19 protein-coding genes are annotated in these 21,634 nt (G+C 71.8%); 12 read left to right on the top strand and 7 right to left on the bottom strand.

Annotated elements, in window-relative coordinates; all coding sequences use genetic code 11:
- Positions 1–56: 56 nt before the first annotated feature.
- The gene (locus tag ABT123_RS07355) at positions 57–1,106 is read right to left on the bottom strand and encodes a glycoside hydrolase family 6 protein (protein ID WP_351310710.1); all 1,050 of its coding nucleotides are present in this window, start codon (positions 1,104–1,106) and stop codon (positions 57–59) included.
- An 82-nt stretch (positions 1,107–1,188) separates the two neighbouring features.
- Positions 1,189–2,187: an ArsR/SmtB family transcription factor gene (locus ABT123_RS07350; RefSeq protein WP_351310709.1), complete on the bottom strand. Its 999-nt coding sequence runs from the start codon at positions 2,185–2,187 to the stop codon at positions 1,189–1,191.
- Positions 2,188–2,543: 356 nt separating this feature from the next.
- Between ABT123_RS07350 and ABT123_RS07345 the strand changes: the two genes are divergently transcribed.
- From ABT123_RS07345 to ABT123_RS07315, 7 genes are all read left to right on the top strand, one after another.
- Positions 2,544–3,650, top strand: coding sequence for a sodium:calcium antiporter (locus ABT123_RS07345; protein ID WP_351310707.1), 1,107 nt, complete (start codon positions 2,544–2,546; stop codon positions 3,648–3,650).
- A 23-nt stretch (positions 3,651–3,673) separates the two neighbouring features.
- Positions 3,674–4,414 carry a tyrosine-protein phosphatase gene (locus tag ABT123_RS07340; protein ID WP_351310705.1) on the top strand — a complete coding sequence of 247 codons (741 nt, stop codon included), beginning with the start codon at positions 3,674–3,676 and terminating at the stop codon, positions 4,412–4,414.
- A 197-nt stretch (positions 4,415–4,611) separates the two neighbouring features.
- Positions 4,612–5,898, top strand: a complete 1,287-nt coding sequence (locus ABT123_RS07335) for an MFS transporter (protein ID WP_351310703.1) — start codon at positions 4,612–4,614, stop codon at positions 5,896–5,898.
- A 21-nt stretch (positions 5,899–5,919) separates the two neighbouring features.
- Complete coding sequence (locus ABT123_RS07330; RefSeq protein ID WP_351310701.1) at positions 5,920–6,429, top strand: MarR family winged helix-turn-helix transcriptional regulator; 510 nt, start codon at positions 5,920–5,922, stop codon at positions 6,427–6,429.
- A gap of 139 nt (positions 6,430–6,568) precedes the next feature.
- The gene (locus ABT123_RS07325) at positions 6,569–6,904 is read left to right on the top strand and encodes a DUF3817 domain-containing protein (RefSeq protein WP_351310699.1); all 336 of its coding nucleotides are present in this window, start codon (positions 6,569–6,571) and stop codon (positions 6,902–6,904) included.
- 92 nt (positions 6,905–6,996) lie between these two features.
- Complete coding sequence (gene icmA, locus ABT123_RS07320) at positions 6,997–8,697, top strand: coenzyme B12-dependent isobutyryl-CoA mutase large subunit (protein WP_351310698.1); 1,701 nt, start codon at positions 6,997–6,999, stop codon at positions 8,695–8,697.
- Positions 8,698–8,762: 65 nt separating this feature from the next.
- A complete protein-coding gene (locus ABT123_RS07315; RefSeq protein ID WP_351310696.1) occupies positions 8,763–9,575 on the top strand; it encodes a hypothetical protein in 813 nt (270 codons plus the stop codon).
- Here ABT123_RS07315 and ABT123_RS07310 read toward each other — a convergent pair.
- Entirely contained in the window at positions 9,572–10,201 is a 630-nt protein-coding gene (locus tag ABT123_RS07310; protein ID WP_351310694.1) for a TetR/AcrR family transcriptional regulator, read from the bottom strand. The two genes, ABT123_RS07315 and ABT123_RS07310, sit on opposite strands and share 4 nt — an antisense overlap.
- A gap of 273 nt (positions 10,202–10,474) precedes the next feature.
- Between ABT123_RS07310 and ABT123_RS07305 the strand changes: the two genes are divergently transcribed.
- The 4 genes from ABT123_RS07305 (at position 10,475) to ABT123_RS07290 (ending at position 14,659) form a co-directional block, all read left to right on the top strand.
- The gene (locus ABT123_RS07305; protein ID WP_351310692.1) at positions 10,475–11,458 is read left to right on the top strand and encodes a tetratricopeptide repeat protein; all 984 of its coding nucleotides are present in this window, start codon (positions 10,475–10,477) and stop codon (positions 11,456–11,458) included.
- A 600-nt stretch (positions 11,459–12,058) separates the two neighbouring features.
- Positions 12,059–12,700 (top strand): DUF6230 family protein, encoded by a 642-nt coding sequence (locus ABT123_RS07300; protein WP_351310690.1) that lies wholly within the window; start codon positions 12,059–12,061, stop codon positions 12,698–12,700.
- 110 nt (positions 12,701–12,810) lie between these two features.
- Entirely contained in the window at positions 12,811–13,335 is a 525-nt protein-coding gene (locus ABT123_RS07295) for a DUF6114 domain-containing protein (protein ID WP_351310688.1), read from the top strand.
- Positions 13,325–14,659: a hypothetical protein gene (locus tag ABT123_RS07290; RefSeq protein ID WP_351310686.1), complete on the top strand. Its 1,335-nt coding sequence runs from the start codon at positions 13,325–13,327 to the stop codon at positions 14,657–14,659. Before ABT123_RS07295 ends, ABT123_RS07290 begins: the two co-directional genes overlap by 11 nt.
- Before the next feature lie 91 nt (positions 14,660–14,750).
- Here the strand turns inward: ABT123_RS07290 and pyk are convergent, their stop codons facing one another.
- The 3 genes from pyk to pta all read right to left on the bottom strand — a co-directional run bounded on the left by pyk (position 14,751) and on the right by pta (position 19,568).
- Positions 14,751–16,181 (bottom strand): pyruvate kinase, encoded by a 1,431-nt coding sequence (pyk, locus tag ABT123_RS07285; protein ID WP_351310685.1) that lies wholly within the window; start codon positions 16,179–16,181, stop codon positions 14,751–14,753.
- Positions 16,182–16,242: 61 nt separating this feature from the next.
- Positions 16,243–17,451, bottom strand: a complete 1,209-nt coding sequence (locus tag ABT123_RS07280) for an acetate/propionate family kinase (RefSeq protein ID WP_351310684.1) — start codon at positions 17,449–17,451, stop codon at positions 16,243–16,245.
- A 29-nt stretch (positions 17,452–17,480) separates the two neighbouring features.
- Complete coding sequence (pta, locus tag ABT123_RS07275; protein ID WP_351310682.1) at positions 17,481–19,568, bottom strand: phosphate acetyltransferase; 2,088 nt, start codon at positions 19,566–19,568, stop codon at positions 17,481–17,483.
- Positions 19,569–19,838: 270 nt separating this feature from the next.
- On the opposite strand from pta, the gene ABT123_RS07270 reads away from it, so the two are divergent.
- Positions 19,839–20,864 (top strand): ATP-dependent 6-phosphofructokinase, encoded by a 1,026-nt coding sequence (locus tag ABT123_RS07270; RefSeq protein ID WP_351310680.1) that lies wholly within the window; start codon positions 19,839–19,841, stop codon positions 20,862–20,864.
- An 85-nt stretch (positions 20,865–20,949) separates the two neighbouring features.
- Here ABT123_RS07270 and ABT123_RS07265 read toward each other — a convergent pair whose 3' ends face one another.
- The gene (locus ABT123_RS07265) at positions 20,950–21,573 is read right to left on the bottom strand and encodes a helix-turn-helix domain-containing protein (RefSeq protein WP_351310952.1); all 624 of its coding nucleotides are present in this window, start codon (positions 21,571–21,573) and stop codon (positions 20,950–20,952) included.
- Between the last annotated feature and the right edge of the window lie 61 nt (positions 21,574–21,634).

Raw genomic sequence — 21,634 nt, 5'->3', positions numbered from 1 at the left:
GCCCGTGCCGCCATGCCCGGCCGCCCGTACTGCCCGGCCGGCCGTACCGCCCGGCCCTACTGCCGGGCCCGGCGGGCCAGGCCCAGGGCGTAGTCCGGCCACCAGGTGCCGGCCGTCGGGCCGCCCCGGCAGGTGCCGTCCGAGGCGCCCGGCCGTTTGATCCACAGGTACGCGTCGACCAGCGGGTCGCCCGTCCGGTCGGTGGGCGGGGTGCCGAGCGACCGGCCGGGGGGATTGCACCGGGCCTGCGCCGGGTCGCCGGGCAGCGGGCCGTCGCCGTTGCGGCCGGTGTCGAGGACGAAGTGCCGGCCGCCGGTCCGCTCGGAGAGCTCGGCGCCGTACGCCCGGCCGTCCGCGTCGGTCTGGAAGTCGGAGACGTTGACGGCGAAGCCGTCGGCCCGCTCCAGCCCGGCGGCGCGCAGGGGCTCCACGAGCCGGCCCGGGTCCCGGACCCAGGCCGGACTCCCGGCGTCCAGGTAGACCTTGGTGTTGCGGTTGCGCTTGAGCCGGTCCACGGCCTCGGCGAGCAGCTGCAAGCGTTCGTCGTGGCGGGCGGCCGGGGTGCAGCCGTCGAGGAGCTGGGCAACCGCCCCCGGCTCCAGGACCACCAGGGCCCGGGCGTCGCCGACGGCCTCGGCGAAGGCGCCGATCCAGCGGCGGTAGGCGGGCCCGTCCTTGGCCCCGCGGGCCGATGCCCCGCCGGCCGACGCCCCGTCTGCCGAAGGCCGACCGCAGTCCCGCCGGTGCGGGAGGTGGTAGGCGGTGAGGACCAGGGTCCGCTTCGCTGCCTTGGCGCTGCGTGCGGCCCGGCGGAGCTCCGGGCCGGGATCGCCCGCCGGCCCCCACAGTGCCATCGGCCGGTCCGCGATCCGCCGCAGGACCTGCGCGTCGGCGGTGCGTCCGTGTGCCTCCCAGGCCTCGACCTGCCGGGCCGCCTCGCTCTGCGGATCCACCCAGAACGGGGATTCTTCCTCTTCCGTGGGGTCGGCGGCGGCGCCCGCCGCCGGGGTGGCCGGAGCGGGCCGGTCCGCGGTGCAGCCGGCGGTCAGCGCCAGGGCGAGCATCACGACGAGCGGGGCGAGGTGTCGGCGTCTTGGGCCTGGCATCCGGCTTCCTCCGGGCGGGGCGGGCGGGCGGACGGGGCGGGCGGGCCGGGACATCGTGACATGCCGGACGAATCGCCGCGGGTCACGACACCGGGGCCGAACCGGTGGCGAGTGCAGTGCCGAGCGAGGTACGGGCGTAGTGCACCTGGTGGCCGTGCCGGTGACGGGTCAGCAGACCGGCCGCGTGCAGGGCCTTCAGGTGCGCCGACACGGAGGACGGGGCCAGTCCGAGGCGGCGGGCGAGTGCGGTGGTGGACGCCGGTTCGCCCAGGGCGTGCAGTACGTCGGCCCGGGCGCGGCCCAGCAGTCCGGCCAGGGCCGCCGGGGTGGGCCCGCCGTCCTCCGCCCACAGCGCCCCGATCCCGCGGGCCGGGTACACGACCGTCGGCTGCCAGGGCGCATCGAAGCCGCCGACGAGGTCCGGCCAGACGAACGCGCTTGGCAGCAGCACCAGGCCCCGGCCGTCGAGGCGGCGCTCGTGGTGGGAGTCCCGGCGCACGGTCAGGGTGTCGTTGGCCCCGTCCCAGCGCAGGTCGGGATGGAGCCCGTCGAAGAGCGCGGCCAGGCCGCCGGCCGCGAGCAGCCGCGAGTGGAACAGCACATCGGCCTCCAGCAGCGCGCGCAGCCGCGGCCATTCCGGTTCGACCAGGGCCCGCCAGGCGGCCTCCGACAGGTCGGCCAACTCCTGCACCGCGCGCGCCGGATCGGCCAGCATGGCCCGTCCGGTCGGGCTGTCCAGGGCGCCGGGCGTACAGGCCAGGGAGCGCCGGAGGTCCTCCCGGGCGACCTCGGGGTCGGTCCGCCGGACCGCGGCCATCTCCTCCTCGAAGCCGGCGGCGGGCGCGCCGGGCGGCGGCCACAGGAAGTCCGGGCTGTGCCCGCGCCGCGGCATCAGCAGCCACAGTGGCCGCAGGTCCAGCCCGGCGGCTGCGTCCCGGATCCGCCGCAGCCACGGCCGGTGGTATCCGTGACGGCCGGGCCGTGCCAGCACCCGTACCGCTTCCTGGGTCTCCCAGCGGGGCGAGAGGGCGAACCGGCAACGGAGCAGATCGCCCGGCCCGAAGCGCAGGTGGAAGGACATGGCGGACAGCCTGGGCCGGAACGCCGGCCGGCAGCAAGCAGGTTCGGGCGGCAGCCCACCCGGAGGCCCGCACGGCCCCACCGCACACCGCGGCAAAACAGCGCATACCGCCGCGCAGGCGGCTATAGTGGGCGACTGCGAAGGGGAGTAGCCCCGAGATACCGGTCATCGACACACTGGAGCCTTCGGGTTCCCGGTGGCCGGGCCCGCCTCCGGTTCGGATGCGGGTGGGCGAGACCTTCGGCCCGTTTGTCGACGACGTATATCAGCGCGCCGGCGGGGCCGAAGCCGTCCGCCGCTCCCGCGCTGATCGTTCTTCGAGGCCCCCGCCGGTGCGGGAAGGCCGGACGATACCCGTGATCCATTTCGTAGTGCTCATCGTGTGCGCGGTGGCGATCTACCTCTCGTGCGAGTGGTTCGTCAACGCGGTGGAGTGGCTGGGTGAGCGCCTCAAGGTCGGGAAGATGGCGGTCGGCACGATCCTGGCCGCTTTCGGAACCGCCCTGCCCGAGTCCGTGGTCACCCTGGTCGCCGTGACCACCGGCGCCACCGACGAGGCCAGGAACCTCGGAGTCGGCGCCGCCATGGGCGGCCCGCTCGCCCTGGCCACCGTCGCCTATGGCGTGACCGGCGCCATGCTGCTCCTCAAGCGCCGCAAGGACCGTGCCGCCGTCCTCGCCGGGGTCGGGGTCGGCGCCGGCGGCCCGGGGGCGGACCTGCCACGGCCGGGCGGCGGCGCGGCCCTCGGCGACGCCAAGGACATGGAGCGCCTGGCCAAGGACCAGAAGTGGTTCCTGGCGATCTTCTTCCTGAAGGTCGGGCTCGGCCTGGTCGCCTTCGCGTTCAAGCCCGCGCTCGGTCTGCTGTTCTTCGCCGCCTACGCGGTCTACTTCTGGCGGGAGATCCGCAGCAGCCGCGCCGACGACGGCACGGACGGGGCGGACGGGGAGGGCGGGGAGGGCGAGGAGGACGAGCAGCTGGAGCCGCTGAAGCTCCAGCCCACGGCCGCCTCCCCGGCGACCTGGGCGGTGGTCGTCCAGACCCTGGCAGCCCTCGTGGTGATCTTCTTCGCCGCGCACTTCTTCGTGAAGCAACTCGACGTCATCGGCCCGATGCTCGGCCTGTCCGCGACCGTCACCGCGCTCCTGCTGTCCCCGATCGCCACCGAACTCCCCGAGATCATGAACGCGGTCATCTGGGTCCGGCAGGGCAAGACCCAACTGGCCCTGGCCAACATCTCCGGCTCCATGATGATCCAGGCCACCGTCCCCAGCGGGATCGGCCTGCTCTTCACGAGCTGGCACTTCGACGGCGCCCTGCTGTGGTCCGGGATCGTCACCGTCGCCGCGATCGTCCACCTCCTGCTGGCCATGCGCACCAACAGGCTCACGCCCGCCCGTCTCGCGGTCGCCGGACTGTTCTATGCGGTCTTCGCCGTCGGACTCGTCTTGATCATCGGCTGATGCGGGCCCTTAGGGTGCGGTCCATGAGACGACACATCGAGTTCGCGTACCTGCACAACTTCCGTGATCTGGGCGGCTATCGGACCCGGGACGGGCGGGAGCTCCGCTGGGGGCGGCTGTACCGGTCCGACTCGCTGGGGAAGCTCGCCGGGCCCGCCGCGCGGGCGGACCTCGACCGCTTCCGGGAGCTGGGCATACGGACCGTGATCGACCTGCGCTACCCGTGGGAGATCGAGGCGAAGGGCCGGATCCCGGAGCAGGACGGCCTGGCGTACCGGAACCTGAGCATCGAGCACCGGCCGTACGACCAGGCCGAGATCGATCCGGAGCTGGACCCCTGGCGCTACCTCGCCGACCGGTTCGCCGAGGTCGCCGAGGACGGGGCCGAGGAGCTCCGCGAGGCGCTGGAGGTCCTCGCCGCCGAGGACGGGCCGCAGGTGTTCCACTGCGCCTCCGGCAAGGACCGCACCGGTCTGCTGGCCGCCCTCGTGCTCGCCCTGCTGGACGTCCCGGAGGACGTCATCGCCGCGGACTTCGCGCTCACCGAGCTGGCCACCGACCGCCTGGTCGCGGACTGGCACGCGGCCAACCCGGGCCGGACGCTGCGCTGGCCGGCGTACGGCCGGGCCCCGGAGGAGGTCATCCGGCTCTTCCTGGCCGATCTGACGGAGCGTTACGGTTCGGTGCACGCGTACGCGATCGGGCGCCTGGGCATCGACGAGGAGCTCGTCACCCGGCTGCGGGACCGCCTGCTGGCACCCTGACCCGGCGCGGGTCCGGCGGGTTCGACCCAGGCCCCGGCCCTGTGCCGGACCGGCGGCGGGCCGCCCCGTCCGTGGCGCGGACCCGCCCTGCCCGGTTCGGCGCAGGGCGGGCCCGTACGCCGCGGCCCGGCCCGGGCAGTGATTCGTCCACTGCCGAATCACTGCCCGGGTCGCGCCCCGGACGGCAGGGTCGGGGCATGACCGCCACCGACGCGGCCGACGCCGGATCCCGTCCGGCAGCCGGCTATTCCTCCGTGTTCCGGGTCCGCGAGTTCCGTGCCGTGTTCGCCGCGCACCTGATGTCGGTGCTCGGCGTGGTCGTCGCCGAGATCGCCCTCACCGTGCTCGTTTTCCGGCTCACCGGCTCACCGCTGATGAGCGCGCTCACCTTCGCCCTCGGTTTCCTGCCCCACGCCCTCGGCGGCACCCTGCTCGCCGGGATCGCCGACCGCTACCCGGCCCGCCGGGTGCTGGTCGGGTGCGATCTGCTCTGCGCCGCCTGCGCCGCGCTCATGGTGCTGCCCGGCACCCCGGTCGCCGTGCTGCTCGGGCTGCGCTGCGCCATGGCCGCGGTCGCCCCGCTCTTCCAGGGCACCCGGGCCGCCTCCCTCGCCGACATCCTGGGTACCGGGGACGCCTTCGTGCTCGGCCGCTCCCTGCTCCGCATGATCGCGCAGAGCGCCCTGCTGACCGGGTTCGGCCTCGGCGGGCTGCTGCTCACCGCGGTCTCCCCGCGGGGCGCCATCGCCGTCACCGCGGCCGGGTTCGCCGGGTCCGCGCTGCTGCTCCGCCTCGGCACCCGGGCCCGCCCCGCCCGCGCCGGGGCACCCCCCGGCGGCACCCGGACCTCCCCGCTCGCCGGACTGCGTGCCGTGCTCGGCCCGCGGCGGCTCCGCGCGCTCGCCCTGCTCAGCTGGCTGCCGCCGCTGTTCCTGGTCGTCCCCGAGGCGCTGATGGCCCCGTACGCCGACCGGCTGGGGCTCGGTACCGCCGCCCTCGGCCTGCTCATGTGCGCGCTGCCGGCCGGCACCATCGCCGGGGAGCTGTGGGCCGGGTCCGCGCTCTCGCCCCGGACCCGCTCCCGGATCACCGCCCCCCTCGCGGCCGTCGCGCTGCTGCCGCTGCTGGGGTACGCGCTGCGCCCCGGGCTCGCCGTGACCCTGGTCCTGCTGCTCCTCGCCGGACTGGCCCAGGCCTACACCCTCGAGCTGGACGCCTGGTACGTGGAAGCGGTCCCGGAGGAGCTCCGCGGCCGGGCCATGACCCTGCTGTCCACCGGCCTGATGACGCTCCAGGGGGTCGGGATGGCGGCGGCCGGCCTGGCCGCCGAGTTCCTGCCGCTGCCCGCGGTCGTCGCCGGGGCCGGGGCGCTCGGCACCCTCTGCGTGGCGGCGCTGCTGGCCGAGCTCGTCCGGTCGCGGAACGAGCCGAGGAACGAGCCGAGGAAAGAGCCGAGTAATGAGACGGGCCTGTTCACCAAATGACCGGCCGGTAAGGTCGGGTGCGTGTCCAAGCCGCTCAGCCTTCCCTTCGATCCCATCGCCCGCGCCGACGAGCTCTGGCAGCAGCGCTGGGGTCCGGTCCCCTCGATGGCCGCGATCACCTCGATCATGCGGGCGCACCAGATCCTGCTCGGCGAGGTCGACGCCGTGGTGAAGCCGTACGGGCTGACCTTCGCCCGGTACGAGGCGCTGGTCCTGCTCACCTTCTCCAAGGCCGGCGAACTGCCGATGTCGAAGATCGGCGAGCGGCTGATGGTCCACCCCACCTCGGTGACCAACACGGTCGACCGGCTGATGAAGTCCGGCCTGGTGGCCAAGCGGCCGAACCCGAACGACGGGCGCGGAACCCTGGCGTCCATCACGGACAAGGGCCGCGAGGTGGTGGAGGCGGCCACCCGGGACCTGATGGAGATGGACTTCGGGCTCGGCGCGTACGACGCCGAGGAGTGCGCGGAGATCTTCGCCATGCTCCGGCCGCTGCGGGTGGCTGCCGCGGACTTCGACGAGAAGTAGCCCGAAGGAGCCCGCGGGCCGGCCGCCGGTGAGCTTGGTCACGGCCCGGCGGGCGGCGACCCGGCCCCGCCCGCGCGTCCGCGGCGGGCGCGGTACTCCCGGGTCCGGCGCCGTTTTCCGGCCGGTTAGGCTCGTCCGCATGAAACGAAGCGTGCTGACCCGCTACCGCGTCATGGCCTACGTGACCGCGGTCATGCTCCTGATCCTCTGCGCCTGCATGGTGGCCAAGTACGGCTTCAACACCGGCGCCGACCTCACCTTCGCGGTCTCCCAGGCGCACGGTGTGCTCTTCATGATCTACCTGGTCTTCGCCTTCGACCTCGGCTCCAAGGCCAAGTGGTCCTTCGGCAAGCTGCTGTGGATCCTGGTCAGCGGCACCATCCCGCTCGCCGCCTTCTTCGTCGAGCGGAAGGTCCGCGCCGAGGTCGAGCCGCTGGTCATCGGGACCCCGGCCGCCGCCCCGGCCGAGGCCTGAGGCTCGCGTTCCACTGGACTAAGCCACCCCCGGAGTGACTCTCCGGGGGTTTGCCATCGACATTTACTAGGACGTCCTAGTAAATTTGAAGCATGGACGCTGACGCCATCGAGCAGGGCCGCCTTCGCTGGCAGGCCCGTTACGACAAGGCCCGCAAGCGGGACGCCGACTTCACCACCCTCTCCGGCGATTCCGTCGAGCCCGTGTACGGGCCGCGGCCCGGCGACACGTACGAAGGGTTCGAGCGGATCGGCTGGCCGGGGGAGTACCCCTACACCCGCGGCCTGCACGCCACCGGCTACCGGGGCCGGACCTGGACCATCCGGCAGTTCGCCGGATTCGGCAACGCCGAGCAGACCAACGAGCGCTACAAGATGATCCTGGCCGCCGGCGGCGGCGGGCTCTCCGTGGCCTTCGACATGCCCACCCTGATGGGCCGCGACTCCGACGACCCCCGCTCCCTCGGCGAGGTCGGGCACTGCGGGGTCGCCATCGACTCCGCCGCCGACATGGAGGTCCTGTTCAACGACATCCCGCTCGGGGACGTCACCACCTCGATGACCATCTCGGGCCCGGCTGTGCCCGTCTTCTGCATGTACCTGGTCGCCGCCGAGCGGCAGGGAATCGACCCGGCCGTCCTCAACGGCACGCTCCAGACCGACATCTTCAAGGAGTACATCGCCCAGAAGGAGTGGCTCTTCGAACCCGAGCCGCACCTGCGCCTCATCGGCGACCTCATGGAGTACTGCGCCAAGGGCATCCCCGCCTACAAGCCGCTCTCCGTCTCCGGCTACCACATCCGCGAGGCCGGGGCCACCGCCGCGCAGGAGCTCGCCTACACCCTCGCCGACGGCTTCGGGTATGTGGAGCTCGGCCTCTCCCGCGGCATGGACGTCGACGTCTTCGCCCCCGGCCTGTCCTTCTTCTTCGACGCGCACCTCGACTTCTTCGAGGAGATCGCCAAGTTCCGCGCCGCCCGCCGGATCTGGGCGCGCTGGATGAAGGAGGTCTACGGGGCCAAGAGCGACAAGTCCATGTGGCTGCGCTTCCACACCCAGACGGCCGGCGTCTCCCTCACCGCGCAGCAGCCGTACAACAACGTCGTACGGACGGCCGTGGAGGCCCTCGCGGCGGTCCTCGGCGGCACCAACTCCCTGCACACCAACGCCCTCGACGAGACCCTCGCGCTGCCGAGCGAGCAGGCCGCCGAGATCGCGCTGCGCACCCAGCAGGTGCTGATGGAGGAGACCGGGGTGGCCAACGTGGCCGACCCGCTGGGCGGTTCCTGGTACGTCGAGCAGCTCACCGACCGCATCGAGGCCGACGCGGAGAAGATCTTCGAGCAGATCCGGGAGCGCGGACTGCGCGCCCACCCGGACGGCCGGCACCCGATCGGCCCGATCACCTCCGGCATCCTGCGCGGCATCGAGGACGGCTGGTTCACCGGCGAGATCGCCGAGTCGGCCTTCCAGTACCAGCGGTCGCTGGAGAAGGGCGACAAGCGGGTCGTCGGCGTCAACGTCCACCACGGCTCGGTCACCGGGGACCTGGAGATCCTCCGGGTCAGCCACGAGGTGGAGTGGGAGCAGGTCCGGGTCCTCGGCGAGCGCAAGGGCCGGCGGGACGAGGCCAAGGTGCGCGGCGCGCTGGACGCCATGCTCGGTGCCGCCCGCGACGGCTCGAACATGATTCCGGCGATGCTGGACGCGGTCCGGGCCGAGGCGACCCTCGGCGAGATCTGCAACGCGCTGCGGGACGAATGGGGCACCTACACCGAGCCGCCGGGCTTCTGAGCCGACGGCAGGCCCTTGGGGAAACCTGCTGGAACGGCCGGCTATGGCGCCCGTACCGTGGCGCCATGGCCGGCCGTCCCTTCTCCACCCCCATTTCCGCTCCCGTCCGCGACATCCGGGTCCGGTACCACCGCCCCGGCGACGCCGGGGCGTACGCGCACCTCCTCGCCGACTTCGAGCCACCGTCCGGACCGGGCGGGGAGCCGGAGTTCGTCAACGAGCTGTCCCGGTTCCAGCTGCCGCCCGGGCACGCCGAAGCCGTGCGGCAGGGCGTACGGGAGGGACTGGACGGGCACCGCGCGCTGGTGCGGCTGCGCAAGGGGACGTTCTACCTGGCGGATTCCGCCGAGCACGGCTACCGGGAGGCCGGGCGACTCGCGGCCCGCGGGGCGCTGCTCGCCGCCGGACTGCGGGCACCTGGGACACCGTCGGAACCGCTGGACTGGGAGCTGCCGGGCGTGACCTGGCCCGGCCGGCGCGGCCTGCCGCTGCCCGCGGCGGTGCGCGGCCTGACCGTGCGCGTCCAGTACAACCGGGGCGGCTGCGGCCCCTTCGCCCTCGTCACCGCGGACCTGGAACCGCCGGGCCCGGGCGGCGGGCCGGAACTGCTGAGCGAGGTGCCGGAGGACCGGCTGCCGGCCGAGTACCTGCCCGCGCTGCGGGCCGGACTGGCGGACGGGCTCTGCGGGGTCCTCGCCCGGGTGCGGATCACCGACGGCCGCTGCCACGAGGTGGACTCCTCGGAGCTCGGGTACGAGCTGGCGGGCCGGGCTGCCGGGCTCGGCGCACTCGCCGCGACGGGCCTGCTGCCCGACGCCGCGGTGGGCGACTCGTACGCCCTCCGGGTCACCTGGCCCGGCCGCCCGGCCAGGGCCTAGGCGGCTGCGCCCCGCAGGCCGTGCATCAGCAGGGCCGTGAAGGTCGCGACCCACAGTTCGTCCACCGGCTCCGAGCTGACCAGCGCACGGTGCACCACGGTGCCCGCGATCACGTCGAAGATCAGGTCGGTGGTGCGGCCGGCCAGGACCTCGTCCTCCTCGTACGGGAGTTCGCCACGGGCCTGGGCCCGCTCCCGGCCCAGTACGACGAGACGTTTCTGCCGGTCCACGATCGCCGACCGGATCCGGTCCCGGAGCGCCTCGTCCCGGGTGGATTCCGCGACCACCGCCATCAGCGCCGTCCGGGCCTCCGGCCGGCGCAGCAGTTCGGCGAATCGGAGCACCACGTACTCGACGTCCGCCTCCAGGGAGCCCCGGTCCGGGAGTTCCAGCTCGTCGAAGAGCTCCGCGACCGCATCCACGACCAGTTCGTTCTTCCCCGACCACCGGCGGTACAGGGTGGTCTTGGCGACGCCCGCGCGGGCCGCGACATCACCCATGGACACCTTGGACCAGCCCAGCTCGCACAGCGCGTCCCGGGTCGCGGCGAGGATCGCGGCGTCCGCCGCGGCGCTGCGGGGGCGGCCGGTGCGGCCGGCACCGGAAGGGACATCAGGCGAGTGCATGGCGAGGACCATACCGGCCGGTAGCAGAACCGCCGTGAGCCGCGTCACTGTGGCGGCCCTGTGGTTCAGATCACGGAGCGCCGGGCGGCCGGGAGAGTTACGCTACGGCTCGTAGCGTAAGAGTCCCGGATTTCGACCGTTCCCGGTGACACCACGCGACAACCACACGGCGCCAGGTGGGGACCCGGCGCCACCACACGTTGTGGACCGGTGTTTCCAGCCGGTTCGGGGGATCTTTTTCTTCGGCGCGCGCATACGGGGGAGGATGTACGCATGCAGCCCAGAAACATGTCCATGAGCGGCGTCGTCGACCTCGCCGCGGTGAAGGCGGCCGGCGAGGCCAAGGCGAAGGCCGAGCAGGCCCGGGTGGAGGCCGCCCGGCAGGGTGGCTCCGCGGCGGTGCCGCCGTCGGCGCTCGTCATCGACGTCGACGAGGCCGGTTTTGAACGTGATGTGATCCAGCGCTCCGCCGAGGTCCCGGTCGTCATCGACTTCTGGGCCGAGTGGTGCGAGCCCTGCAAGCAGCTCGGCCCGCTGCTGGAGCGGCTGGCCGTGGAGGCCAACGGCCGGTTCGTGCTTGCCAAGGTGGACGTCGACGCCAACCAGATGCTGATGCAGCAGTTCGGCATCCAGGGCATCCCGGCCGTCTTCGCGGTGGTCGCCGGCCAGGCGCTGCCGCTGTTCCAGGGCGCGGCCCCGGAAGCGCAGATCCGCGAGACCCTCGCGCAGCTGATCCAGGTCGCCGAAGAGCGCTTCGGGCTGACCGGGATCGCGGTGGACCCGGACGCCGAGGGCGCCGCCCCGGCGGACCAGGCCTCCGCCGCGGCCGTGCCGGCCGGCCCGTACGACGCCCTGCTGGAGGCGGCGATGGCCGCGCTGGACGCCGGCGACCTGGCCGGTGCCGTGCAGGCGTACCAGAACGTACTCGCCGACGACCCCGGCCACCCCGAGGCCAAGCTGGGCCTGGCGCAGGCCGAACTGCTCCGGCGGGTGCAGGGCATGAACCCGCAGGAGGTGCGGGCGGCGGCGGCCGAGAACCCCAAGGACCCGGCGGCGCAGATCGCGGCGGCGGACCTGGATCTGGTCGGCGGGCACGTCGAGGACGCCTTCGGGCGGCTGGTCGACACCGTGCGGGTGACGGCGGGCGAGGACCGCGACGCGGCCCGGCTCCGGCTGCTCGAACTGTTCGAGGTCATCGGCGGGGACGACCCGCGGGTGGGCGCGGCCCGTACCGCCCTGGCGCGGGTGCTCTTCTAGCCGGGTTCCGGCCGGGTCCCGGCGGCTGGAGCATCGCCGGAGCGCTTCGCCGATTTGTTGACACAAACGCCAACAGCGACTCCACTTTGCCAAAACTTGGTAATCGGCGCAGCTGTTACTCGCAGTAAATCGAACCCCTGGATCTGTCCGCTTGCGGATGGATTCAGGGGTTCTGTCGTGGCCCATGGTGACACCCTCTGTGGCCACTCGACGGCGCGGGGTCGCACCCCGGTTATCCAGCCGTTACCCGCCAGTAACGAACCCCCTTGTGCGGCGGCACGGAATGGACCACGATCGGCCACGCTCGGTCCATCCCGCAGAGCCGCTCACCCGGAGCGCGGAGATGGGTCCCCACCGGGCGGGCCGATGGCAGTGGCATCGGTTCAAGGACAGGGGGGTCTTTGCCACACCGGCAGAGCCTGTCCTCCAGGTTGCGCGGACGCGTGGCCCAGTGGTTGTCGCTCGGGGGTGATCGCCGGTGTACCTGACGCGGATCCGCGCCACGGACTCCTGCGCTCCTTCCCGAGGACGTAGCACTTCTCCCATCCCAGGACGGGCAGGGCCCCGACCGGAGATGTACGTCCGAGAAGGAGGAACAACATGAATTCCCAGGTTCGTGGTGGGACCAGATGGAAGCGCTTCGCGCTCGTCATGGTGCCGAGCATCGCGGCGACCGCCGCGGTGGGTGTGGGTCTCGCGCAGGGTGCCCTGGCGGCGTCCTTCAGCGTGTCCGGCCAGGACTTCAAGGTGCGCGCCGACGAGCTCGTCGGTGAGGACCTGATCCAGTACGGCGGCATTGCCAAGGGGCACGACCTCCATGGCAAGCCCCAGGATCACCCGGTCACCATCTCCGGGTTCAAGAAGGCCACCATCACCAACATGTGCCAGTCCCTGGTCACTCCGGTGCCCGGTATCGGCAACATCACCCTGAAGCTCCAGACGGGCCACAAGGGCCGTCCGGCGGTCGCGGACAACATCTACCTGGATGTCGCCGAGCTCGACGCGGACGCCAAGTTCGAGAAGCTCGACATCGGTGTCGCGGTGGGCCACGAGAGCCACGCCACGAAGCCGCAGCCGGGCACCGTGTCCAGCCCGTTCGCGTTCTCCCAGCGCGCCAAGACGGCGACGCTGACGAACGTGCGGCAGAAGGCGTGGGCGACGACGGCGGGTACCTTCACCCTGCCCGACCTCAAGCTCCGCCTGCTCAGCGGCGACCAGCCGTGCTACCAGGACGAGAAGTAATCGTTCCCGGTGCTTGACCGGACGGGTGGGCGACGGCTGCAGCCGTGTCCGCCCACCCGTCCGGGCTTCACCTAGTTCTCCGTACCACCGTTTCCAGGGAGCTGTTGTCCATGAACCCCCAGGCCCCGGTTAACGCCGCCACCAAGGACCACTGGCTCACCGTGGTGTACTACCGCTTCCACGCCTGGAGCGGCAAGCGGCCGTTCTGGGCCGGGCTGTTCACTCTGCTGGGCGGCGTCCCGATCGCGTACTTCCCGTACGCAGACGTCCGGCTGGGCAATATCACCATCGCGATGGCGACCACCGGCGGTGCCGGTGCACTCATCATCGGCGTCCTGCTGATCACGCTGGGTCTCGCCCTCTGGTTCCAGCAGGGCATCCGGATCTTCGCCGGCGTCGCCACGCTCCTGCTGGGCCTGGTGTCGCTGCCGGTGTCCAACCTCGGCGGCTTCTTCATGGGCTTCCTCTGCGCGCTGCTGGGCGGCTGCCTCGCGCTCTCGTGGGTGCCCGGTGCGCCCGCCGAGGAAGCGGACCCGGTGATGGCCGTGGCCGGACCCGGGCCCCACGAGAAGGAAACGGACTACGCGACCGAGACGACTGCCCACGCCAATGGCGGGAGGAACAGTGCGGGGTGACGAGACGCAGCGGGCCGTGGCCCCAGACGCAGAGTCCCGTGAGAGGAAGGGCCCGCGGCACGCGGCGCCCAGGAAGTCGCTGCTGACGAAGCTCCAGATACCCGTCGGCAAGACCATGGCACTGGCCGCGATGCCCACCGCGGTGTTCGTGGGCATGGGCATGGCCCCGAAGCTGGCCCTGGCCGACGAGAAGGACATTCCCTTCGCGCCCGGGCCCTGTGTGACCCGCTCCGACGAGCCGACGGACGAGGAGAGCAAGTCCGCCTCGAAGTCGCCCTCGCCGTCCGCGTCGAAGTCCCCCTCCAAGACGCCCTCGCCCGGTACGTCGCCCAGCGCGACCCCGCGGCCCGGCGCGTCGAAGAGCCCCTCGGCCAAGCCGTCCCCGTCCTCGTCGGCCATCAAGCCGGCGGCCAAGCCGCCGGTCGAGCCGGCGGCGAAGCAGACGGCCGGAACCCCGGCCCCGACCGCCACCCCGACCCCCACGAAGACCGTGAACCCGCTGGACCCGCTGGGTGTCGGCGACAAGATCAAGGGCATCTTCGAAGGCCTGGACGGCAAGCCGGCCACCCCGGCGACCCCGGCGCCCGCTCCCACCCCCTCCGCGCCTTCCTCGAAGTCCACCCCGGACCCGAAGGAGCAGGAGATCCGGGACGCCGCCAAGAAGGCCGGCGTACCGGTGTCCGAACTGTCCCAGGAGGTCAAGGACAGCGCGACCACCCCGAAGGACGAGACGGGCAAGAAGCCGGCCGACAAGGCTGAGGACAAGGCGGCCGACGACAAGGACAAGGCCGACGACAAGGACGAGGCGACGAAGGCCCCGGACGGCAAGCAGCCGTTCCCCTGTCCGACCCGCGACGCCGAGGCCTTGGCGAACGCCGAACTGGAGCCCGGAATCCCGCTCCTGCCGGACGAGCCCTGGTACCTGGACAGCTCCCTGCTGACCCTCTACGGCCTGGACTACCACGGGATCGTCGAGGTGAAGACGGGGAGCGGCAAGATCAAGAAGGTCCTGAAGTTCACCGCGGACTCGCTCGACATCAAGGACCTGTACCAGACGGTCGGGAAGTCCGGGAACATCGCCCACCTGAAGTCCCGGCCGGGCTCCACCTCGAAGATCCGGGGCGGCACGGTGACCATGTACACCGAGTCGCTGAAGGGCAACCTGTTCGGGATCATCCCGATCGAGTTCAGCCCGGACAGCCCGCCTCCGCTGAACGTTCCGTTCGCCTTCTTCTCGAAGGTGAAGGTCGTCCAGGCCGGCCAGTTCGGCGGCACCCTGACGGTCCCGGGCCTGAAGAACTACATCGGCCCGCCGGAGAAGTAGGCGGTCGGCACCGGCACCATGCAACGCCCGAGGGCGGCACCCCGATCCGATCGGGGTGCCGCCCTCGGGCGTTGTGCGACGTTGTGCGACGTCAGTCGCGGCCGGCGCCGCCCAGGTGGTGGACGCGGACCATGTTGGTCGTGCCGGGGACGCCGGGGGGCGAACCGGCGGTGATGACCATGATGTCGCCCCGGTTGTGGCGCTTGAGCTTGAGCAGCTCGGCGTCCACCAGTTCGACCATCGCATCGGTGTTGTCCACGTGCGGGACGACGTACGACTCCACGCCCCAGCTCAGCGTGAGCTGGTTGCGGGTGCCCGGGTCGGTGGTGAAGGCCAGGATCGGCTGGACCACGCGGTAGCGGGACAGCCGGCGCGCGGTGTCGCCGGACTGGGTGAAGGCGACCAGCGCCTTGCCGTCCAGGAAGTCCGCGATCTCGCAGGCCGCACGGGCGACCGAGCCGCCCTGGGTGCGCGGCTTCTTGCCCGGGACCAGCGGCTGCAGGCCCTTGGAGAGCAGCTCCTGCTCGGCCGCCGCGACGATCTTCGACATCGTCTTGACGGTCTCGATCGGGTACTGGCCGACCGAGGACTCGGCGGACAGCATGACCGCGTCCGCGCCGTCCAGGATGGCGTTGGCCACGTCGGAGGCCTCGGCGCGGGTCGGCCGGGAGTTGGTGATCATCGACTCCATCATCTGGGTCGCCACGATCACCGGCTTGGCGTTGCGGCGGCACATCTCGATGAGCCGCTTCTGGACCATCGGGACCTTCTCGAGCGGGTACTCGACCGCCAGGTCGCCACGGGCCACCATGACCGCGTCGAACGCGGCGACCACGGCCTCCATGTTCTCGACCGCCTGCGGCTTCTCCACCTTGGCGATGACGGGGACCCGGCGGCCCTCCTCGTCCATGACCTTGTGGACGTCCTTGACGTCGTTGGCGTCCCGGACGAAGGACAGGGCGACCATGTCGCAGCCCATCCGCAGGGCGAAGCGGAGGTCTTCCTTGTCCTTCTCCGACAGGGCCGGCACGTTGACGGCGGCACCCGGCAGGTTGATGCCCTTGTGGTCCGAGATGACACCGCCCTCGATGACGATGGTCTTGACCCGGGGGCCCTCGACCTCGGTCACCTGGAGCTCGACGTTGCCGTCGTTGATCAGGACCTGGTCGCCCTTGGACACGTCCCCGGGCAGGCCCTTGTAGGTGGTGCCGCAGATGGACTTGTCGCCCGGGACGTCCTCGATGGTGATGGTGAACTCGTCACCGCGCACCAGCTCGACCGGGCCCTCGGCGAAGGTCTCGAGACGGATCTTGGGTCCCTGGAGGTCGGCGAGCACGCCGACCGCGCGCCCGGTGTCCTCGGAGGCCTTCCGGACGCGGTCGTACCGCTCCTGGTGTTCTGCCTGGGATCCGTGGCTGAAGTTGAATCGGGCCACGTTCATGCCTGCCTCGATGAGCGCTTTCAGCTGCTCATACGAGTCGACGGCGGGGCCCAGCGTGCAGACGATTTTGGAACGGCGCATGGAGCGATCCTATCCGTTTGTTTCGTAGCGGAATATTCCGTCTGGTGGAAAGTCCAAGTGACTAGTCGGTAACCAGCTCGTACGCCTGAGTGGCGATTTCCAGCTCCTCGTCGGTCGGGACGACGGCCACCGCCACCCGGGAGTACGCGGCCGAGACCAACCGCGGTTCCGGCGAGCGGACCGCGTTGGCCTCCGGGTCGAGCGCCAGGCCCAGCTCTGCCAGGCCGTCCACCGCAGCTTCCCGCACGGGGGCCGAGTTCTCGCCGACCCCGGCCGTGAAGACCACCGCGTCCACCCGGCCGAGCACCGCCGTGTACGCGCCGATGTACTTCTTCAGCCGGTGGACGTACGTCGCGAACGCGGTCCGCGCCGCCTCGTCGCCCTCGCCGGCCCGCCGCAGCACCTCCCGCATGTCGTTGTCCCCGCAGAGGCCGAGCAGACCGCTCTTCTTGTTCAGCAGCGCGTCGATCTCGTCGATCGAGAGCCCGCCCACCCGGGCCAGATGGAAGATCACCGCCGGGTCCAGGTCGCCCGAGCGGGTGCCCATGACCAGGCCCTCCAGCGGGGTCAGGCCCATCGAGGTGTCCACGCACACCCCGCCCCGGACCGCCGAGGCCGACGCGCCGTTGCCCAGGTGCAGCACGATCACATTGACCTCCTCCGGGGCCTTGCCGAGCAGGGCGGCGGTGGCCCGCGAGACATAGGCGTGCGAGGTGCCGTGGAAGCCGTACCGGCGGATGGAGTACGCGTCCGCGGTGGCGGTGTCGATCGCGTACCGGGCCGCGTACTCCGGCATGGTCGCGTGGAAGGCGGTGTCGAAGACCGCGACCTGCGGCAGGTCCGCGCGCAGCGCCCGGGCCACTTCGATACCGGTCACATTGGCCGGGTTGTGCAGCGGAGCCAGCGGTATCAGGCTGCGGATCTCGGCCAGCACCTCCTCGTCGATCACGGTCGGTGCGGTGAACCGCGTCCCGCCGTGCACCACCCGGTGGCCGACGGCCGCCAGCTCCGGGGAGTCCAGGCCCAGACCGTCGGCGGCCAGCTCCGCCGCCACCGCCTCCAGCGCGGCCTTGTGGTCGGCGATCGGGACCACCTGCTCGCGCTTGCCGGGGTTCGGTCCGGTCAGCGGCTCGTGCACCAGCCGGGAGCCCGCCTCCCCGATGCGCTCCACCAGCCCGACGGCCAGCCGGGACCGGTCCGCCATGTCGAGCAGCTGGTACTTGACGGAGGAGGAGCCGGAATTGAGGACGAGGATGCGCGATGCGGTCACGGTGACGGTGTTTCCTTCGTGGGTGGGGGTTATCGGGTCTGCGGCAGGGGCTGGGACTGGGCCTGGATCGCGGTGATCGCCACGGTGGTGACGATGTCCTGGACCAGCGCCCCGCGCGAGAGGTCGTTGACCGGCTTGCGCAGACCCTGAAGGACCGGGCCGACCGCCACGGCGCCGGCCGAGCGCTGGACGGCCTTGTAGGTGTTGTTGCCGGTGTTCAGGTCCGGGAAGATCAGTACGCTCGCCCGCCCGGCCACCTCGGAATCGGGCAGCTTGGTCGCGGCCACATCGGCGTCCACGGCCGCGTCGTACTGGATCGGGCCCTCGATCAGCAGCTCCGGATGCCTCGCCCGGACGATCTCGGTGGCCTTGCGGACCTTGTCCACGTCCGCCCCGGAGCCGGAGGTGCCGGTGGAGTACGAGAGCATCGCGATCCGCGGCTCCACCCCGAACGCCGCCGCGGTGGCGGCGGACTGCACGGCGATGTCGGCGAGCTGCTCGGCATTGGGGTCCGGATTGACCGCGCAGTCGCCGTAGACGAGCACCTTGTCGGCCAGGCACATGAAGAAGACGGAGGACACGATCCCCGCGTCCGGCCTGGTCTTGATGATCTCGAAGGCCGGGCGGATGGTGGCGGCGGTGGAGTGCACCGAGCCGGAGACCATGCCGTCGGCCAGGCCCTCCTGCACCATCAGGGTGCCGAAGTAATTGACGTCGGTGACCACGTCGTTGGCCAGTTCGACGGTCATGCCCTTGTGGGCGCGGACCTTGGCGTAGTACTCGGCGAATCGTTCCCGCAGCGGGGAGACCGCCGGGTCGACGATCTGCGCCCCGCTGATGTCCACACCGAGGTCGGCGGCCTTCTTCTGGACCGCCTGGGTCTCGCCGAGCAGGGTCAGATCGCAGACCCCGCGCCGCAGGACCACATCCGCGGCACGCAGCACCCGCTCCTCGGTGCCCTCGGGCAGCACCACCCGGCGGCGCTCGGACCGGGCCTGCTCCAGCAGCTCGTGCTCGAACATCATCGGGGTGACCCGCTCGGAGCGGGCCACGGAGAGCAGGTCGCGCAGTTCGCCGGTGGCCACATGGCGCTCGAACAGGCCGAGCGCGGTCTCCAGCTTGCGGGGCGTGGCCGTGTTCAACCGGCTCTGCAGCCCGGAGAGTTCGGCGGCGGTGGGAAAGCTGTTGCCGGCCACCGAGACCACCGGGGTGCCCGGCGCCAGCTTCGAGGCCATGGCCAGGATGTGCGGGGCCGGCCGCTCGTTCAGGGTCAGCAGCACACCGGCGATCGGCGGGGTGCCGGAGGCGTGCGCGGCCAGCGCGCCGACCACCAGGTCGGACCGGTCCCCGGGGGTGACCACCAGGCAGCCGGGGGTCAGGGCGTTCAGGAAGTTCGGCAGGTGGGCGCCGCCGAAGACGAAGTCCAGGGCGTCCCGGGCCAGGCCGGCCTCGTCGCCGAGCAGCACCTCGGCGCCGAGCTCGCGGGTGATCTGGGCGACGGTCGGCGCGGAGAGGGACTTGTCGTCCGGCAGGACGTAGCAGGGCACCGGGAGGCGGGCGGCCAGCCGCTCGGCTATGGTCTCGCGGTCCTCGGCGGCCACCCGGTTCACCACCATGGCGACGACCTCGCAGCCCAGGCTCTCGTAGGCCCGGTAGGCGTTACGGGCCTCGGCGCGCACCGACTCGGCGGTCTGCTTGGTCCCGCCGACCACGGGGATGACGACCGCGCCCAGCTCGTTGGCGAGGCGCGCGTTGAGGGCCAGCTCGTCGGGGAGGCTGGTGGCGGCGTAGTCGGTGCCCAGGACCAGCATGACGTCGTACGCACGGGCGGCCCGGTGGTAGCGGTCGACCAGCTGCGAGACCAGCTCGTCGGTGCCCTTCTCGGCCAGGATGGCGGAGGCCTCGTGGTATTCCATGCCGAAGGCGGTGGACGGATCCTGGTCGAGCCGGTACCGGGCCCTCAGCAGGTCGAACAGACGGTCGGGCCCATCGTGCAGCAGGGGCCGGTAGACGCCGACCCGGCCGGTCTGGCGGGTCAGCAGCTCCATGATTCCGAGCTCGACGACCTGCCGGCCGTCCCCCCGGTCGATGCCGGTCACGTACACGCTGCGGGTCACGCGTGCTCTCCGTCCATGCTTGCGAATCGAAATTCCCCGTTAGGGTGGTCTTGACCTATTGACAATACCTCTGGCGATGGGTAGAGCGCTTGCCGGCAGAAGGTCCTTCGAGCGAGGGTCCAAAGGCCCTTCAGGAGGAGCAGTAAGGAGCGCGCCTCCCCAGCGGTGCGTGGAACAATCGGACAGGCTTCTCGACCACGGCCTTCACCAGTACGGCCGTACGCCGCACGCGTACGGCGCGGTACGACCAGGAGCAGGAGACACAGAGCGATGCGTATCGGAGTTCTCACCGCAGGCGGCGACTGCCCGGGCCTGAACGCCGTCATCCGGTCTGTTGTGCACCGCGCCCTGGTCGGGCACGGTGACGAAGTCATCGGCTTCGAGGACGGCTTCAAGGGCCTGCTCGACGGCCACTTCCGCCCCCTCGACATCAACGCGGTCAGCGGCATTCTGGCCCGCGGCGGAACGATTCTGGGCTCGGCCCGCATGGAGCGCGCCCGGCTCAGCGAAGCCGCCGAGAACGCGGAGGAGCTGGCCACGCGGTACGGCCTCGACGCGCTGATCCCGATCGGCGGCGAAGGCACCCTGACCGCCGCCCGGATGCTGTCCGACGCCGGCATGCCCGTGGTCGGCGTTCCGAAGACCATCGACAACGACATCTCCTCCACTGACCGCACCTTCGGTTTCGACACCGCCGTCATGGTGGCGACCGAGGCCATTGACCGGCTCAAGACCACCGCCGAGTCCCACCAGCGCGTGATGGTCGTCGAGGTCATGGGACGGCATGCCGGCTGGATCGCGCTCGAGTCCGGCATGGCCGGCGGCGCCCACGGCATCTGCCTGCCCGAGCGTCACTTCGAGGTCGACGATCTGGTCAAGATGGTCGAGGAGCGCTTCGCCCGCGGCAAGAAGTTCGCGGTCATCTGCGTGGCCGAGGGCGCGCACCCGGCCGAGGGCTCGATGCCGTACGAGAAGGGCGCCATCGACCAGTACGGACACGAGCGCTTCGCCGGCATCGGCAACCGGCTCGCCGTCGAGCTGGAGCGCCGCCTGGGCAAGGAGGCCCGCCCGGTCATCCTCGGCCACGTCCAGCGCGGGGGCGTGCCCACCGCCTATGACCGGGTGCTCGCCACCCGCTTCGGCTGGCACGCCGTCGAGGCCGTACACCGGGGCGATTTCGGCAATATGACGGCCCTGCGCGGCACCGACATCGTGATGGCCCCGCTGGCCTCCGCGGTCACCTCGCTCAAGACCGTCCCGGAGAACCGGATGTACGAGGCCGAGTCGGTCTTCTGACCCGGCCCGCCGGGACCTTCGCCCCCACTTCCCCGCCGAACGGCCCGGACGCGGGGGCGAAGCGGAGCCCGGCTACCCCGCCCGGCTACTCCGCACCCCGGGCCAGTGACCAGAACCGGTCCACTATCTCCGCGAGGAACTCCCGGCCGGAGTCCCCGCTCCCGGCCTCGCCCTGGCCGCCGCCCCAGCTGAGGGTGGCCACCATCCGGGACTGGTAGTCCCCGTGCAGCCGCTCGAGCACCACCTCCAGCTGCGCCTTCGGCACCGGCAGCAGCTTGGACAGCGGTTTGACATAGGCCTGCCAGCGGGTGGTCACCGCGCTGCGGAGCACCTCGGCCAGCTCCTCCTGGCGGCCGGTCGCGGCCATGTACTGGGGCAGGGACAGCCCGAGCACGGAGGCCAGGGCGGCCGACTGCCGCTCATTGCCCTTCCACCGGCCCGAGTCCTCCATCTTCTGGTAGGAGTTCGTCTCCAGGCCTATCCGCCGGGCCAGTTCCTCGGGGGCGAGCCCGCGGGCCATGCGGTGCTCCCGCAGGGTCACCGGCTCGGCGAGGAGTTCTCCGGGGGAACACCACAGCACCCCGGCGAGCGCGGTCAGCTCGGCGGCGGAGGGCGGCAGTTCGCCGGTCTCCCAGGCCATGACGGTTTCGGGCGCGACGAGCAGGCCGTACTGGGCGCGCAGGCCGTAGGCGACGTGGCCGGGTGCCATCCCCAGGGCCACGCGCAGGCGACGGGCGGCGGGGGCGTTGAACGGTGGGCTCTGGTGCACG

This window comes from Streptomyces sp. NPDC002054 (assembly GCF_040296685.1).
Classification (GTDB): Bacteria; Actinomycetota; Actinomycetes; order Streptomycetales; family Streptomycetaceae; genus Streptomyces.
The sequence above is the reverse complement of the archived record's forward strand: the minus strand, read 5'-3'. Positions and strand labels throughout refer to the sequence as shown.

Coding starts and splice junctions, on each gene's coding strand:
- ABT123_RS07305 (WP_351310692.1), top strand. CDS start 10,475: ATGCAGCCCAGAAACATGTCCATGAGCGGCGTCGTCGACCTCGCCGCG.
- ABT123_RS07300 (WP_351310690.1), top strand. CDS start 12,059: ATGAATTCCCAGGTTCGTGGTGGGACCAGATGGAAGCGCTTCGCGCTC.
- pyk (WP_351310685.1), bottom strand. CDS start 16,181: ATGCGCCGTTCCAAAATCGTCTGCACGCTGGGCCCCGCCGTCGACTCG.
- ABT123_RS07340 (WP_351310705.1), top strand. CDS start 3,674: ATGAGACGACACATCGAGTTCGCGTACCTGCACAACTTCCGTGATCTG.
- ABT123_RS07310 (WP_351310694.1), bottom strand. CDS start 10,201: ATGCACTCGCCTGATGTCCCTTCCGGTGCCGGCCGCACCGGCCGCCCC.
- ABT123_RS07270 (WP_351310680.1), top strand. CDS start 19,839: ATGCGTATCGGAGTTCTCACCGCAGGCGGCGACTGCCCGGGCCTGAAC.
- ABT123_RS07295 (WP_351310688.1), top strand. CDS start 12,811: ATGAACCCCCAGGCCCCGGTTAACGCCGCCACCAAGGACCACTGGCTC.
- ABT123_RS07335 (WP_351310703.1), top strand. CDS start 4,612: ATGACCGCCACCGACGCGGCCGACGCCGGATCCCGTCCGGCAGCCGGC.
- ABT123_RS07265 (WP_351310952.1), bottom strand. CDS start 21,573: ATGGCACCCGGCCACGTCGCCTACGGCCTGCGCGCCCAGTACGGCCTG.
- ABT123_RS07355 (WP_351310710.1), bottom strand. CDS start 1,106: ATGCCAGGCCCAAGACGCCGACACCTCGCCCCGCTCGTCGTGATGCTC.
- ABT123_RS07325 (WP_351310699.1), top strand. CDS start 6,569: ATGAAACGAAGCGTGCTGACCCGCTACCGCGTCATGGCCTACGTGACC.
- icmA (WP_351310698.1), top strand. CDS start 6,997: ATGGACGCTGACGCCATCGAGCAGGGCCGCCTTCGCTGGCAGGCCCGT.
- ABT123_RS07350 (WP_351310709.1), bottom strand. CDS start 2,187: ATGTCCTTCCACCTGCGCTTCGGGCCGGGCGATCTGCTCCGTTGCCGG.
- ABT123_RS07315 (WP_351310696.1), top strand. CDS start 8,763: ATGGCCGGCCGTCCCTTCTCCACCCCCATTTCCGCTCCCGTCCGCGAC.